General features: G+C 39.5%; 13 protein-coding genes. 5 read left to right on the top strand and 8 right to left on the bottom strand.

Annotated features, from left to right (window positions below; translation table 11 throughout):
• Window positions 1–22: 22 nt before the first annotated feature.
• Window positions 23–1,087 (bottom strand): PorP/SprF family type IX secretion system membrane protein, encoded by a 1,065-nt coding sequence (locus AC5RDS_RS03140; RefSeq protein WP_118404692.1) that lies wholly within the window; start codon window positions 1,085–1,087, stop codon window positions 23–25.
• Window positions 1,088–1,173: 86 nt separating this feature from the next.
• Window positions 1,174–3,864, bottom strand: coding sequence for a DNA polymerase I (polA, locus tag AC5RDS_RS03135; RefSeq protein ID WP_013612894.1), 2,691 nt, complete (start codon window positions 3,862–3,864; stop codon window positions 1,174–1,176).
• A 514-nt stretch (window positions 3,865–4,378) separates the two neighbouring features.
• On the opposite strand from polA, the gene AC5RDS_RS03130 reads away from it, so the two are divergent.
• Genes AC5RDS_RS03130 through AC5RDS_RS03115 form a run of 4 tightly spaced genes read left to right on the top strand, consistent with a single transcriptional unit; the run spans window position 4,379 to window position 8,434 of the window.
• Window positions 4,379–5,197 carry a prephenate dehydratase gene (locus AC5RDS_RS03130; protein WP_022160852.1) on the top strand — a complete coding sequence of 273 codons (819 nt, stop codon included), beginning with the start codon at window positions 4,379–4,381 and terminating at the stop codon, window positions 5,195–5,197.
• Between the two features lie 39 nt (window positions 5,198–5,236).
• Window positions 5,237–6,430: a pyridoxal phosphate-dependent aminotransferase gene (locus tag AC5RDS_RS03125; RefSeq protein ID WP_013612892.1), complete on the top strand. Its 1,194-nt coding sequence runs from the start codon at window positions 5,237–5,239 to the stop codon at window positions 6,428–6,430.
• A gap of 18 nt (window positions 6,431–6,448) precedes the next feature.
• Window positions 6,449–7,306: a prephenate dehydrogenase gene (locus AC5RDS_RS03120; protein WP_259305996.1), complete on the top strand. Its 858-nt coding sequence runs from the start codon at window positions 6,449–6,451 to the stop codon at window positions 7,304–7,306.
• Between the two features lie 33 nt (window positions 7,307–7,339).
• On the top strand, window positions 7,340–8,434 hold the full coding sequence (locus tag AC5RDS_RS03115) for a bifunctional 3-deoxy-7-phosphoheptulonate synthase/chorismate mutase type II (RefSeq protein WP_022160850.1): 1,095 nt from the start codon (window positions 7,340–7,342) through the stop codon (window positions 8,432–8,434).
• Window positions 8,435–8,513: 79 nt separating this feature from the next.
• Here the strand turns inward: AC5RDS_RS03115 and AC5RDS_RS03110 are convergent, their stop codons facing one another.
• The 4 genes from AC5RDS_RS03110 to AC5RDS_RS03095 all read right to left on the bottom strand — a co-directional run bounded on the left by AC5RDS_RS03110 (window position 8,514) and on the right by AC5RDS_RS03095 (window position 11,469).
• A complete protein-coding gene (locus tag AC5RDS_RS03110) occupies window positions 8,514–9,437 on the bottom strand; it encodes an outer membrane beta-barrel protein (protein ID WP_013612889.1) in 924 nt (307 codons plus the stop codon).
• Between the two features lie 61 nt (window positions 9,438–9,498).
• Window positions 9,499–10,368 carry a hypothetical protein gene (locus AC5RDS_RS03105; protein WP_022160849.1) on the bottom strand — a complete coding sequence of 290 codons (870 nt, stop codon included), beginning with the start codon at window positions 10,366–10,368 and terminating at the stop codon, window positions 9,499–9,501.
• 27 nt (window positions 10,369–10,395) lie between these two features.
• The gene (locus AC5RDS_RS03100) at window positions 10,396–10,881 is read right to left on the bottom strand and encodes an RNA polymerase sigma factor (protein WP_013612887.1); all 486 of its coding nucleotides are present in this window, start codon (window positions 10,879–10,881) and stop codon (window positions 10,396–10,398) included.
• A 45-nt stretch (window positions 10,882–10,926) separates the two neighbouring features.
• Window positions 10,927–11,469 (bottom strand): hypothetical protein, encoded by a 543-nt coding sequence (locus AC5RDS_RS03095; protein WP_013612886.1) that lies wholly within the window; start codon window positions 11,467–11,469, stop codon window positions 10,927–10,929.
• Between the two features lie 91 nt (window positions 11,470–11,560).
• Here AC5RDS_RS03095 and dusB point away from each other — a divergent pair, with 91 nt between their 5' ends.
• A complete protein-coding gene (gene dusB / locus AC5RDS_RS03090; RefSeq protein ID WP_494222203.1) occupies window positions 11,561–12,562 on the top strand; it encodes a tRNA dihydrouridine synthase DusB in 1,002 nt (333 codons plus the stop codon).
• Here the strand turns inward: dusB and AC5RDS_RS03085 are convergent.
• Entirely contained in the window at window positions 12,549–13,736 is a 1,188-nt protein-coding gene (locus AC5RDS_RS03085; protein WP_013612884.1) for a hypothetical protein, read from the bottom strand. The genes dusB and AC5RDS_RS03085 overlap by 14 nt on opposite strands.
• A 164-nt stretch (window positions 13,737–13,900) precedes the next feature.
• Window positions 13,901–14,236: a DUF4870 domain-containing protein gene (locus AC5RDS_RS03080; RefSeq protein WP_013612883.1), complete on the bottom strand. Its 336-nt coding sequence runs from the start codon at window positions 14,234–14,236 to the stop codon at window positions 13,901–13,903.
• Window positions 14,237–14,238: the final 2 nt, after the last annotated feature.

Raw genomic sequence — 14,238 nt, 5'->3', positions numbered from 1 at the left:
TAGAATAGACAGGCTATCTTGTTCAGAATGAAAATATGTTATATCGGTATTTGGCATTGAATCTGTAGGTGATGTTGAAACTGATTTCATGGGATCCTTCTGTTGATTTTACTAAATTTCCAAGAGACATATCGTAGGAATAAGCCAGACGATATTCAAATTTTTTATTGGCAGAATTCAACTTGAGTCCAAGTTTGAAAATGGTCGCTTTATAATTTTCTTTATCGCTGTTCAGGAGCTGAGAACTATACCATACTCCACCGAATAAGGGATCGGTGGTGATATCCGAACCGACGATAAAGTTATCGAATGAGGAGGAAGATAATAATCGATCTCCTCGGTTTTCATATAATAATCCCGGACAAACATATAAACTACTTTTTTTGTCGAGGCTATAAAGGGAGGTTCTGATAAAACTATTCCATTGTAAACTCAGTTTGATCGGAATCCGGGCATTTTCTTCGATAAAATTGTCTTTAGGGCGGGTGAAATGATTGACGGAAAATCCGATGAAATTATGCATAAATTCACGGTAATGACGTTCCCAGGGAACATAGATCATAAAACCTGTACTGAAATCCCAATAATTTTGTTTTTCATTGACAATGTCCAAAGCCGGTAACGGTAGAATGTTACCGTATATTTCATGAAGATTCCCGGAATAAATGTATTTGTTCGGATTCAGCCTTTCGTCATAATAAGAACCTTTCACTCCTAATTGAAAGTAGATATTTTTTTCTTTGTTGAAATACCCTCTCCAGGAGTAGGATAGTCCGATACTGTTCGATTTTATAAAACCACCCCCTTCATCACTTGAAATAACGGATAATCCGAATCCATAATTATTGTATGTTTTTAAATCGGCGGAAAAAAAAATCGTTGAAAAATTACCCGGAAATTTGGGCCAGAGTTTCCGATAGGTCAATTGTCCGTTGAATTCACCTTCATTCAAACCAACGAAGGAAGGATTATAATAAATCCGATTCTCCCAAAATTGAGAAAAGGAATAATCCTGAGCGAAGCTAGCCGGAGTATATATGAAAAATATAAAATAGAACAGGATTCTATTTTTAATAAATACTCGCATATTGGTTTGATTGAAATTTATTGCAATAATATAAAAAAATCGGGATTAATTTACATTTATTAAATTGAAACAAGTTTTTTTACAGGTCAATGTGCTTCATACCAATTGTTTCCGAATCCTGTACTAACCGTTAGAGGCACAGAGAGTTTTATTACATGCTCCATACAATTCGTCACCAGGCTTTTCAGGAGATATTGTTCGGATTTATGGCATTTGAAATTGAGTTCGTCATGAACTTGAATGATCATTCTGGACATCAATCCTTCTTCCTGAATGCGTTTTTGGATACAGATCATAGCCATTTTTATAATATCGGCAGCCGATCCCTGTATCGGAGCATTGATGGCATTTCGTTCCGCCATCCCTCTGACTACGGCATTCCGGGAGTTTATGTCCCGGAGATAACGTCTGCGGCCCATAATTGTTTCGACAAATTCTTTTTTTCTGGCTTTTTCGACGGATTCTTCCATGTATTTTTTCACGCCTGGATAAAGATCGAAATAACCGTCGATCAATTCTTTGCCTTCTTTGCGGCTGATGTGGAGTCTTTCGGCCAAGCCCCAGGCAGATATACCGTATATGATACCGAAATTAGCTGTTTTAGCCCGGCGGCGCATTTCAGGAGTTACTTCCTCTAAGGTGACATGATAAATTTTTGAAGCTGTAGCGGTATGTACATCTATACCGTGATTGAAAGCATGAATCAATTCTTTATCCTGACTTAAATGAGCCATCAACCGTAATTCGACCTGGGAATAGTCGGCTGAGAAAAACAAATAGTCGTCATTACCGGTAACGAAAGCCTTACGGATTTTCCGGCCTTCTTCTGTGCGGATAGGGATATTTTGCAGATTCGGGTTCAGGCTGCTTAAACGACCGGTTGCCGCTTCTGCCTGATTGAAATGAGTGTGTATTTTTCCTGTCCCCGGGTCGATAAAACTGGGAAGTGCTTCTGCATATGTCGTCAAAAGTTTTTTTAATCCCCGGTAATCCAGTATTTTATTGATAATGGGATGTTCGTCTTCTAATTTTACAAGCACTTGTTCTGAAGTACTGTATTGACCGGATTTTGTCTTTTTGTGATTACTGTCGATTTTCAGTTTATCGAAGAGTACTTCACCCAATTGCTTGGGGGAACTGATGTTGAATTCCTGATGAGCTAATTCATAGATTTCTTTTTCAATGATATCGATCCGTTCTTTTAGTTCGCTTGAAATGGACTGAAGTTCGTTACAATCGATGCTTACTCCTTCGTATTCCATGTCGGCGAGTACAAAAACCAGTGGCATTTCGATGTTGTTATAAAGTGCCAGTAAGCCGGTCTGTTGCAGATCGTCACAGAGTTTTTCATGAAGCTGGAAGATAACATCGGTTTTCTCTGCAAAATCGTTATCTTCCGTCCCTGCTTCTTCATCGAACTGGAGCGTGAGTTGCTGATCTTCTTTTTTACTTCCCGAGAGTTTATAATTGAGGTATTCCAAAGCAACCCGGCCTAAGTCGTGTGATATGTCCGGATGGAGTACATAATGGGCTATTTTAATGTCGAAAATATCATTTTTGAGTTTGATACCTGCTCTTTTCAACCAAATGATATCGTTTTTTACATCGGCCGATATTAAAATTTTATTTTTGTTTTCAAAAATGGCCTGGAATTGGAGTATGATTTCCAATGCCTTGTTTTTGTCATTAGGCAGATTGATATAACTTACTTCGTGAAGTTTTGTCGAGAAGCACAGATGAGTCGGCCAGGAATTATACAGAGTCCCGTTTTTGAAAACAACATATAAAGCATAAAGATCTGCTTCTTCCAGTTTTTGCAGTAAAGAAGCCGGATCTTGGGAATGGTCGGTATAACTGACTTTGATGTCCGACAATTTCTCTGAGGTATCTTCTTCTATATCTGTATTCAATACCCGTTTTACCAATGAAAAGAGTTCCAGTTCTTTGAAAATAGGATCCAGAATTTTTACATCGATATGTTTCTTCTCAAGATCTTCGGGAGTGATATCGGTAGGAACTTCGGTACAAATAGTGACCAGGGTACGTGACAAATGGACGGTTGGCTGGCAATCGAGCAGATTCTGCCGTTGTTTGCCTTTGAGTTCATCGATATGGGCATATATTCCGTCGATATCTCCATATTTATAGACCAGGGCAGCAGCGCTTTTAGGGCCGATTCCGGAACATCCCGGAACATTGTCCGCCGTATCTCCCATCAGTCCTAAAATATCGATGACCTGATCCACCCGTTCGATCCCGAAGTGATCCAATACTTCGGGAATACCCCAGACTTCCGATTTATTTCCTGAACGTCCGGGTTTATACATAAAAACTTTTTCACTGACCAGCTGGGCATAATCTTTATCCGGCGTGATCATATAAACGGTATAACCTTCTTTCTCCGCTCTTTTGGCCAGGGTACCGATAAAATCGTCGGCTTCGTAACCCGGCGCATCCAGACAAGAAATACCCAGACCTGCGATAATTTTTTTTATATAAGGAATGGATTTTCTCAGATCTTCCGGCATCGGGGGACGTTGTGCTTTATAAGGTGTGTACATTTCGTGCCGGAAAGTGGGACCTTCGGGATCGAAAATCACTGCGATATGAGTCGGTTTTTCTAATTCTAATAATTCGATCAGAAAATTACAAAAACCAAAGGTGGCGGAGGTGTTTATTCCTGTGGTGGTAATCCGGGGATTATTGATAAAAGCATAATACGACCGGTATATCAGTGCATAGGCGTCTAGTAGGAATAAGGTCTTAGGATCTGACATGAATATAGGATTAAAATTTATACGGACAAAGTTAGAAAAAAAAGCTCATCAGTAAGTATATCGGAGGGAGGCTTTTATATGTTATATTCTAAACATTGAGAATCGTATTTGTACTAAAAAGAGAGATTCTCTGAAAAATAAATGGGATACATTTGCAAGAAATAGATTTGTTTGTATATTTGTCGTCACAAAACAAAAACAGAGCGATGAAATCATTTTGGAATGCATATTATTTTTATTTTTACTTTTTTAGCAGAGAGTAAAGGGCTTCCGTGTAATGATTAAAAAATAGGATTAAAGTAAGCCCTGATCACTCAGGGCTTTTTTATTTGGACAAAGATGGCGACGTATTTTCGATTTAGCAGCTGGTTTTATTTTTACTTCTACTTTTATTTTATGAAGAGTAGCCGGAGGCTGTGTATTTTGTCCTGAAAATAATAATGGAATAATATAAACCCCGGCATAATGTCCGGGGTTTTTTATTGACCGATATACGAATTAAAAGTGACGGAAAATGACGAAAATTGCAATTCAAGGAGTACACGGATGTTTTCACGAGCAAGCTGCCCGGTTGTTTTATGGAAATGAGATCGGTGTGTGTGAATGTCTTAGTTTTGAAGATTTGTTTGTTGCTTTGGATCAGGGAAAAGCTTCGGGAGCTATCATGGCTATCGAGAATACCGTGGCAGGAGGATTATTACCGAATTATTCTTTGTTGCATAAACATTCCCGCAAAGTGAAAGGGGAGGTATTCCTTCGGATTCAGCAAAACCTGATGGCTTTGCCCGGGCAGACTATAGAAGAGATTACTGAAGTGCATTCACATTATATGGCTATAGCCCAGACCCGTGAATTTTTTAAATCATATCCACATATCCGTTTGGTAGAATCGGAAGATACAGCCAAAAGTGCTGCCGATATAATGCGGAACGGACAAAGACGGATCGGTGCGATTGCTTCTGAATTGGCTGCAGAATTATTCGGTTTGGAGATTCTTCAGGCTAGTATAGAGACTCATAAGCAAAATTTCACCCGTTTTCTGATCCTGGACGACCATATTACCGTATCAGAGAAAGATATCGATAAATCCTCGATTTGCTTTACGTTGCCTCATAAGACAGGTCGGTTATCGCAGGTACTTTCCATATTTGCCTTTTATGACCTTAACCTGACGAAAATACAATCCTTGCCTATACCGGGGAAGGAATGGCAGTATTTTTTTTATGTGGATCTGAAATTCGATGATTACGGACATTATCTGGAAGCGATGAATGCTGTAAGACCATTGGTCGATGAACTGACAGTGATGGGGGAATATAAAAGTTATTGTTGATTAGAAAGTATATAAGTTGTAAATCAAAAATCGTAAACGATGATAATTAAACCGGCAAACAGAACGAATAGTGTCAGTGAATACTATTTTTCAAAAAAATTACAAGAGATTGATTTGATGAACCGACAAGGAGCCGAAGTGATTAATCTGGGAATCGGTGCCCCTGACCGGATGCCACCCGAGGAAGCTATCCTGACTTTGATCAAAGAGGCTCAGCATCCAGGTAATCACGCTTATCAAAGTTATAAAGGAATAAAAGAACTGCGTGAAGGATTTGCTACCTGGTATAAGAAATATTATCGGGTAGATTTGAATCCGGATACGGAGATTCAACCTTTGGCCGGTTCTAAAGAAGGAATTTTGTTATTGTCTCTGGCTTTTTTGAATAAAGGAGATCAAGTGCTTGTACCTAATCCCGGATATCCCACTTATTCCTCGGCTTCTTTACTGGCAGAAGCCGGGATCGTGCTTTATGATTTGAAGGAAGAAACCGGATGGATGCCCGATTTTGAACAGTTGGAAAACAGGGATCTTTCCAGGGTAAAAATGATGTGGACAAATTATCCGAATATGCCTACCGGAGCAAAAGCTACGATGGCATTATACGAAAGGTTGGTAGAGTTTGGCTTGAAACACCGGATTTTGATCTGTAATGATAATCCCTATAGTTTTATATTAAATGATGAACAACTGAGTATTTTGAGTATCGATGGGGCGAAAACCTGCTGTGTGGAACTGAACTCACTGAGTAAAGCACATCATATGTCGGGTTGGAGAATCGGGATGATTGCCGGAGATGCAGATGTCATTTCCCAGGTGTTGAAAGTGAAAAGCAATATGGATTCGGGTATGTTCAAACCGCTCCAATTGGCAGCTGTGAAAGCTTTATCCCAAAAAGACGATTGGTATGCACAATTGAATGCAGAATACCGGGAAAGACAGAAATTGGCCGGAGAAATTTTCGATCTGTTGGGTGTGAGATACGATAAACATAGCGGAGGTATGTTTTTGTGGGGAAAGATCGATGACCGGGAAGAGAGTGGGGAAAAATTGTCGGATATGATTTTGCAAAAAGCGCATGTATTTATTACTCCCGGTTTTATTTTTGGAAGTAACGGCGAACGTTATATCCGGATTTCATTGTGTGCGAAACAAGAGGTATTACGTGAAGCTGCCGGACGGATTCGCCGGGTTTTACATGTGAGTCATTTTAAACATGGTTCGTGGTGTTGAAGCAGTTGTAAATGTCGGATAAAAAGAAATGTTGATATGCAAGTTGGAATAATAGGAGTTGGATTGATCGGTGGTTCTATGGCAGTAGATTTGAAAAACCGGGGTTTTGCCGATCGTGTTGTCGGGGTTGAAGCGGATGCTTTGCATGCTTCGGCTGCGAAGGAATTGGGATTGGTCGACGAAATCGTCAGTTATGAAGAATGTATTGCTATGAGCGATATGATTGTCGTAGCTGTGCCGGTAAGTATAGCTATCCGGATGATCCCGGATATACTGGATAAGGTGGACCGTCAGGTAGTGACCGATGTCTGTTCGACGAAAGAAAAAATCAACGATATGGTTCGTTATCATCCGAACCGGAAGAATTTTGTCGCTGCTCATCCCATGGCAGGGACAGAATATTCGGGTCCCTGGGCTGCTTTGCCCGGATTATTCGACGGACGGGCAGGCATTATTTGCAATGCTGAAGATTCGGATATGCAAGCCGTCGAACTGGTCAAGCAAATGTATGATTGCCTCAATATGAGGGTGATATATATGCGGGCCGCACATCATGACATGCATACGGCTTATATTTCCCATATTTCCCATATCACTTCTTTTGCACTTGCGTTGACTGTTTTGGAAAAAGAAAAGAATGAAAAGAATATCTTTGACCTGGCTTCCGGTGGTTTTTCATCGACGGTACGATTGGCTAAAAGTAATGCAGACATGTGGGCTCCGATATTCTCTCAGAATAAAGAGAATATATTGACTGTTTTAGATACCTATATCGAAAAATTGCAGGAATTTAAAAAACATATTGCAGATTATGATGAAAAAGGAGTGAAGGACTTGATCCATAAGGCTAATAAAATAAAAAGGATCATCCGGTAAGAATACTGATTTGAATTTATAAAAAAGAAATATATGACAGCGACAAAATTAGATTTGGTAAAAGTAGAGGACTGGGGATTATTTACAGATACTACTAAGCCTATTATTATTGCAGGACCTTGCAGTGCGGAGAGTGAACAACAGGTTTTTGAAACAGCCAAAGGTTTGAAGGCCGCCGGAGTGGAAGTTTTGAGGGCAGGGATCTGGAAACCCCGTACCCGTCCGAATTGTTTCGAGGGAGTCGGTTCCGAAGGATTAGTCTGGATGAAGCGGGTGCAGCGTGAGTTAGGAATGAAAATTTCTACGGAAGTAGCTAATGTCAAACATGTGTACGAAGCTCTGAAAGCCGGCGTGGATATGTTGTGGATCGGGGCACGTACTTCTGCCAATCCTTTTGCTATGCAGGAAATAGCCGACGCTTTAAAAGGTACCGATATTCCGGTTTTAGTGAAAAATCCTGTCAATCCGGATGTCGAACTCTGGATCGGTGCTTTGGAACGCTTAAATATGGCAGGACTGAAAAAAATCGGTGTGATTCATCGGGGTTTTTCTGCTTATGTAAAATCCAAGTACCGCAATGTTCCTCAGTGGCAATTACCTATCGAGATAAAACGGCGTTTTCCCGATATGTTGATGATTTGTGACCCAAGCCATATTTCAGGTAAACGGGAATATATTCAGGAAGTTTCCCAGCAAGCGATGGATTTGGGGTTCGACGGACTGATCATCGAATCCCATATTTGTCCTGAAATAGCTTTGAGTGATGCTGCACAGCAAGTCACACCGACTTCTCTTCGGGAAATTTTAGGAAAACTGATTATCCGGGATATAGATTCGGAAAACATAGAATACAAGGAAAACATAGATGAATTGCGGGCGCAGATCGATGATATCGATAACGATATATTGGAGCTATTGACCCGGCGGATGAAGGTATCCGACGAAATCGGAAAATATAAAAAGCAAAATAATATTACTATTCTGCAACCCGGACGTTGGGATAAAATCCTGGAAAAGGTGTTTGTCAAAGGAGCTGAGATGGGACTGGATAATGAGTTTTTAGAAAAAGTTTTCAAAGCGATTCACCAAGCTTCCATCGACCGGCAAACAAAGGTGATGAACGAATAGTTTGTGTTTTCAAGTTTCCAGGTGACAGCAGCCGGCCAATAATTTGACTGCTGTATTCCCGGAAACTTTTTATCGTTTGCTAAAAGGTAACACCGATGCCTACCGTATAAGCATGCAGTTCCGGGCCTTTATCGGATTTGAACATATTGGTCAGCGTGTAGCTTCCCCAAAGGCTCAGGCGTTTATAGCCCACTCTTCCGACGAGATCGGCTTTGAAGGGGACCATATTGAAATTATTTTTTTCTTTCTTTTTGTGTTTATCCCCGCTGCTATCTTTATAAACGACTTTTGTTTTCGAATGTAATCTTACCCCTCCCATAATACCTCCGGAAATATAGAATCGGTTTCTTTTAGCCGCAGGCAGTTGAAGTTCAAGCATTAAAGGGATGGTCAGGTAGAAAGTTTTAAAACTACTACGTTTAACACTGGCAATTTTATCATTTTCGTGTAAGTCGATCGGAATAAGTTGATGATCGGCCCAGGTTACGGAACTATAATTATTTTCGAACCGTAGCCGCTGATATTCAAACCCGGCCCCCCATACAATACCGAAGTTATTTCGATGTACCAGATTGATACTGTGTTTAAAGACATTGAATTGCATTGCAAAAGAATGACTCCAATCCAATTCCATAAATTCTCCGTATTCTTCATATGCTGTGCCTTCGTACATCGAATAGTCGGTATTACCGAAATTGACGAAACCATAATAGAATCCACTCCAATGTCCTTCGAATGGCGGGTATTGGTCGTTTTTACAGATATGTCCCCGTTTATAGGCATTACGGCCTATGATAAATAATTCGGAAATATTTGCTTCCTTGTGTTTTTGACTACTGTCTCTAATAATCATTAATTCAGAGGTATCGGAATGGACTTTTTTTTCCGGTGAAATGATGATCAATTCGTCTTTTCCTACAGTAGAATCCTTCGGTTGAACCGGATTTTGTGCTACGATATTGAAAATTGGAAAAATCAAAATGATAGCGAGTAGAATTTTCATGATTGTTATTTTTAATTATTTATGTGTTATTTCGAATGTGACGGATTAAGGGGGATATTTGTTACTCCTTACCGATATTGTTTTTCAATTTTTCTGCAATCATTTTTCCTGTATTGATCATAGAAGAAAAGAGGTTGTTACTTAAAAATTTACTTTCCGAAGGCTTCCAGGCTATCGCATTTTCTGTTAAAATAAGTTCCGAAGAATTAAAAGCAGGAGAACTCATCCGGATTTTTGCCGCTTCCTGAACCGAAGTAGGAGTTATTCCACAAATGGGTAATTCCTGGATGGTCATTACCGGGATTCTTGTCGGTTGTACCGGAATAACCGGCTTTGGACAAGGAAGCGGGGGCAAAGATTGCTCTTTTATAAATAGAACCCGATCTATAGCAGGAATCTCGATCGCAGGCGGAAGGACCATGGTTATTTCGGTTGCCTGGGGGTGAATATCATCGGACTTCAGGACTGTTATAGCGATGGTCAGTATCAAAAGGAGAATAGCAGCAATCGAACTATATTTGTACCCTAATTGCCGGTAAGCCGAATGGTAAAGCTTGGATTTTCGGGTATAACGTATTTTCGTGTCCGGTGTTAGTTTCAGTTGACGGTATACTTCTGCCTGTTTTGTTATTTCTTGTTTACGGGAAGAGTGCTTAATGTCTGAAATATCTTGTGTGCTGAGCGAATTCTCAGCAATAGCGATCGCATAATAATCTTTACATGCATGGAGTTCATCTTTTTTGAGGTTTTCTTTACGGGTATATCGGACCGAGGGAGCGGTTAATTTTATTTTTGCTATGTCATCCAATAATTCCGCCAGATCTTGATTAAACAAAAGAAATACCCGTAAATCATGAATATCATCCTTAGAAAGAGTACCTTCTAAGTAGTCGATGAAATATTTCTCATAATTATTTCTATTTATATTCATGATATATTGTTAATAATAGTATTTGTATTAAAGTATCAGTTCCGGTTTACGAATAAAGTCTTTCATAAAATTCCGGGCTCTGAAAATATACACTTTCACTTGAGTCTCGGATAAAGAAGTAATTTCTGCAATTTCTTTGTAAGAGTAATTTTCATAATCCCTTAATAATACAACCGTCTTCTGTATCGGCGGTAATTTATTGAGTGCAAATTCGAGGATTTCATTTAAATCGGTAAATTTTTCCTCGGTCAAATAACTTGTCGGATTTATATTTTCAAAGTCTGCATTCTTTTTTTCATGACGAAACGTGTCGATCAGCTTGTGATAGGCGGTGGTAAAAAGGAATGACTTCGCTTTAACGCATGCAATTTCGGAGACATTTTCCCATAAAATCAGGAAACTGTCTTGTACGATATCGTCAGCTAATGCTTTGTTGTGACTGGATTTTACGATAAATCGGAACAAAGCATCTGCGAAATCATCAACGCATTTATTATATTCTTTTCTCGTCATGTTGCAGATATGACGATCGAATATAGCTAAAAGTTACAAATAAAACTAATTCTGAACTTCGTTTATCTTTTCTGTAGGATCGTGGAAGGATATAGAATTGAAGAATGTTTCCATTTCGTTTTGAATGACAGACATATGGCGGGTACGTCCTCCTATCGATATTTGATAAATATAATTATCTCTGAAAATAAATCTTTTAATATAGGTCATCTCATACTTATCTTTATAGATAGAGTATTGAATTTCTTTGATAATCATATTTTCGTAAGGAATCGTTTTTTCTTCTTTGAGGATCGCCGTTTCGATGGATAAACTCCCTTTTTTAAGTTCTTCATAAAGTATTTGAGCGTATTCACTTGTTATTCTGATCTTTTTAGATGACATATCTGAACAAACAATTCCAAATACGCAGGTCAGATCTTTGGTTTGGTAAATGGTGGAACGTATCCCGTTGTTTGTATTTACAATCTTTTCAGGAGTATTGGGAAACAGGAACGAAATACATTCCGGGGTCTGAATTCTTTGCCATTTTCCGGAGTCAGGCAATAACAGGCTAAATAATAGGCTGATTTTTATCAGTAACATCATCTTACAACTGCATTTTATTTATTTTTGTCGTAAAATTAGCGTATTTGCCGGGAAGACCGTTAATATAATGTTTAAAATATCTGAATAATAAATGAAAGTAGCTGGGATAGAAGTAGGAGACAGGCCATTGATATTGGCTCCGATGGAAGATGTGACCAATCCTCCTTTCCGGAAATTTTGTAAGAAATATGGTGCGGATTGGTTGTATTCTGAGTTTGTATCTGCCGATGCGTTGGTTCGTTCGGTGAATAAATCGTTGAAAAAATTGACGATCGATGAAACAGAACGTCCGGTTACGATTCAGATCTACGGACGTTTTATCGATTCTATGGTCGAAGCTGCCAAAATTGTGGAGGAGGTTCGGCCTGATTTTATAGATATTAATTTTGGATGTCCGGTGAAACGGGTTGCTCAGAAAGGGGCCGGGGCCGGCATGTTGAAGGACATTCCTTTGATGGTTGAAATGACACGGCAGATTGTACAAGCCGTTAAGATTCCTGTGACGGCAAAAACCCGTTTAGGCTGGGATTGTGAGCATATCATTATCGAAGACATTGCTGAACGTTTGCAGGATGTGGGGATTCAGGCTTTGGCTATTCATGGGCGTACCCGTTCTCAGATGTATTCCGGAGAAGCCGATTGGGAACCGATTGCCCGGGTAAAAAATAATCCCCGGATAAAAATTCCTATTTTAGGCAATGGAGATATTACTTCTCCGGAGAAAGCGAAAGAGGCTTTCGAGAGGTATGGAGTCGATGGCGTAATGATCGGAAGAGCTACGATCGGGCATCCCTGGATATTTAAACAAATCAGGCATTATTTTGAAACGGGTGAGTTATTACCCGATTTATCTGTAAAAGAACAGATCGAGGTGATCAAAGAACAAATTCTCTTATCGGTAGAGTGGATCGACGAGGTTCGTGGATTACTGCATATGAGGCGTCATATGGCCTCTATGTTTAAAGGTTTACCTCATTTCAGGGATCTTCGGATCCGAATGTTACGGGCTCCGACGATCGACGTTCTTTGGGAGGTTTTCGATGAAATAGAAAAGCGCTATTCAGATGATTACAACCTGATCATTTCAGATTGATTTCTTTTATTTCCGACCATAGGATGTATACTGGATTTTGACCGTTCCTGAAAATAATAATTCCATTGTTATCCTGATTGACATCACAAGTTTCTCCCAGGCTGAGCTGACTGTTATTCCGTAGCGTGATAAAGGAATATTTGTAATTTTTTGGTGCGATGGAGCGGATGTAACGAAACGGGATACGGTAGCTGATCGTATTGTTTTTACCGTCGAGCACTTCAAATTCATAGCTCTCGTCCAGATCGTAAGCCAGGTTACCGGCGAAAGTTTGTCCCGAGCGGGTGACTACTTCTCCTTTTATGGCTTGGGGACTTGGAAAATCGTCATAACTCAATAAATTCAATTCGGAGATGGGGATGATCGTCAATTCTTCGAATTGTGCCCGGGATACACATACGCTACCGATATTGGGCATGTTGATCGTTATGTTTTCTACTGGGTAAAGTGCATTGATCTGTGCATCTGCAGGGTCATCGTTTGGAGAGACTAAGGGGATCAATCCGAAAGTATGGTTCCCGTTTTTACCTTTGAATGCATATAACTTCTTTATTTTGTTTAAAAAAATATTTATCTGGTTCATTTTTTCCTGACTTTGTCTTTGCTGGGAATTCCAATAAATGATTCCCTTGTATATACCCTGGGTACTTTTTACCGTACCGGCGACTTGGTTCGTTTCGGGGGCAATGGCCTCCTTGTCTGCTCCCATAAAATGAATTTCACTGATATGATCCCATTTTATCGAGGTCGTTTCGGTTGGAGTAGTAATTCGTATATGGGTATTTATGTCCGATGAGTACCCTTTGACCAAAGTGAGTCGGTCTCCGTTTTTTAATTGCAGAACGATTTCATTTACATCAGTGGGCCGGATACTTTTTATATTTCCGAAACGGCAACAAAAATTATGTGTCGGAGGTGTTATGAATTCCCTGTCGTTTGCTCTGAAAACCAATCCGTCGCTCCTTTTGAAATAGGAACGATAAGGATTTTCAATTTTCGAGGCCTCAAAAAAATCTATCCAATAATTTTTGTTCCCATTCCAAGTGATGAAACCTTTATAGACTTTATTCTCTACTGTCATAATTTCACCGAAGATCCGGTAAGCGGCATCGGTTTGTGCAAAACTGATTGTGAAAATAAAGTTGGATAAAAGGATTACGATAAATTTTTTCATAGCTAAGACAATTTTCAACTATGACGAACAGCACCTGTAGATTGTTACAAAGCGAGAAAAAAATAACCGGAAACTGATATTCCGGTTATTTTCTTTAAGTGTTTATATACATGTTTACCCTAATGTACGATTATAAGTGCAAATATGTATATAACTGCTTTTCTTTATTTAATAAATGGAATAGATAAAGGATAAGGCCATAAGTTTCCCTGGCTTGCTTTGACGGAACCTATGATAATAAATGTCAGGTTACATATCGCCAGGGCGATGAGCAGGACGACACCGATCCCTATAAGGCAAAGTATACCACTGACAATACCGTAAATCAAGCAGGAAATAATCCAATTCATCACGATTTTTCCATTGGCATCGATGTATTCGGAGCTATCTTTTTTAGTCAGCCACAATACTAAAGGCAATATCCATCCCAAACCGACGACGATACTTCCGGCCAATTGGGAAAGATGAATAAACATGGCATATTGTTTTTCCGATTCCATGA

This window comes from Odoribacter sp., assembly GCF_985060555.1.
This window is presented reverse-complemented; position numbering and strand designations above follow the sequence as displayed.

Excerpts from the sequence above, each read along its gene's own strand:
- AC5RDS_RS03140 (WP_118404692.1), bottom strand. The coding sequence starts at position 1,087 with ATGCGAGTATTTATTAAAAATAGAATCCTGTTCTATTTTATATTTTTC.
- AC5RDS_RS03110 (WP_013612889.1), bottom strand. The coding sequence starts at position 9,437 with ATGAAAATTCTACTCGCTATCATTTTGATTTTTCCAATTTTCAATATC.
- AC5RDS_RS03130 (WP_022160852.1), top strand. The coding sequence starts at position 4,379 with ATGACGAAAATTGCAATTCAAGGAGTACACGGATGTTTTCACGAGCAA.
- AC5RDS_RS03100 (WP_013612887.1), bottom strand. The coding sequence starts at position 10,881 with ATGACGAGAAAAGAATATAATAAATGCGTTGATGATTTCGCAGATGCT.
- AC5RDS_RS03125 (WP_013612892.1), top strand. The coding sequence starts at position 5,237 with ATGATAATTAAACCGGCAAACAGAACGAATAGTGTCAGTGAATACTAT.
- dusB (WP_494222203.1), top strand. The coding sequence starts at position 11,561 with ATGAAAGTAGCTGGGATAGAAGTAGGAGACAGGCCATTGATATTGGCT.
- AC5RDS_RS03115 (WP_022160850.1), top strand. The coding sequence starts at position 7,340 with ATGACAGCGACAAAATTAGATTTGGTAAAAGTAGAGGACTGGGGATTA.
- AC5RDS_RS03095 (WP_013612886.1), bottom strand. The coding sequence starts at position 11,469 with ATGATGTTACTGATAAAAATCAGCCTATTATTTAGCCTGTTATTGCCT.
- AC5RDS_RS03080 (WP_013612883.1), bottom strand. The coding sequence starts at position 14,236 with ATGGAATCGGAAAAACAATATGCCATGTTTATTCATCTTTCCCAATTG.
- AC5RDS_RS03085 (WP_013612884.1), bottom strand. The coding sequence starts at position 13,736 with ATGAAAAAATTTATCGTAATCCTTTTATCCAACTTTATTTTCACAATC.
- polA (WP_013612894.1), bottom strand. The coding sequence starts at position 3,864 with ATGTCAGATCCTAAGACCTTATTCCTACTAGACGCCTATGCACTGATA.
- AC5RDS_RS03105 (WP_022160849.1), bottom strand. The coding sequence starts at position 10,368 with ATGAATATAAATAGAAATAATTATGAGAAATATTTCATCGACTACTTA.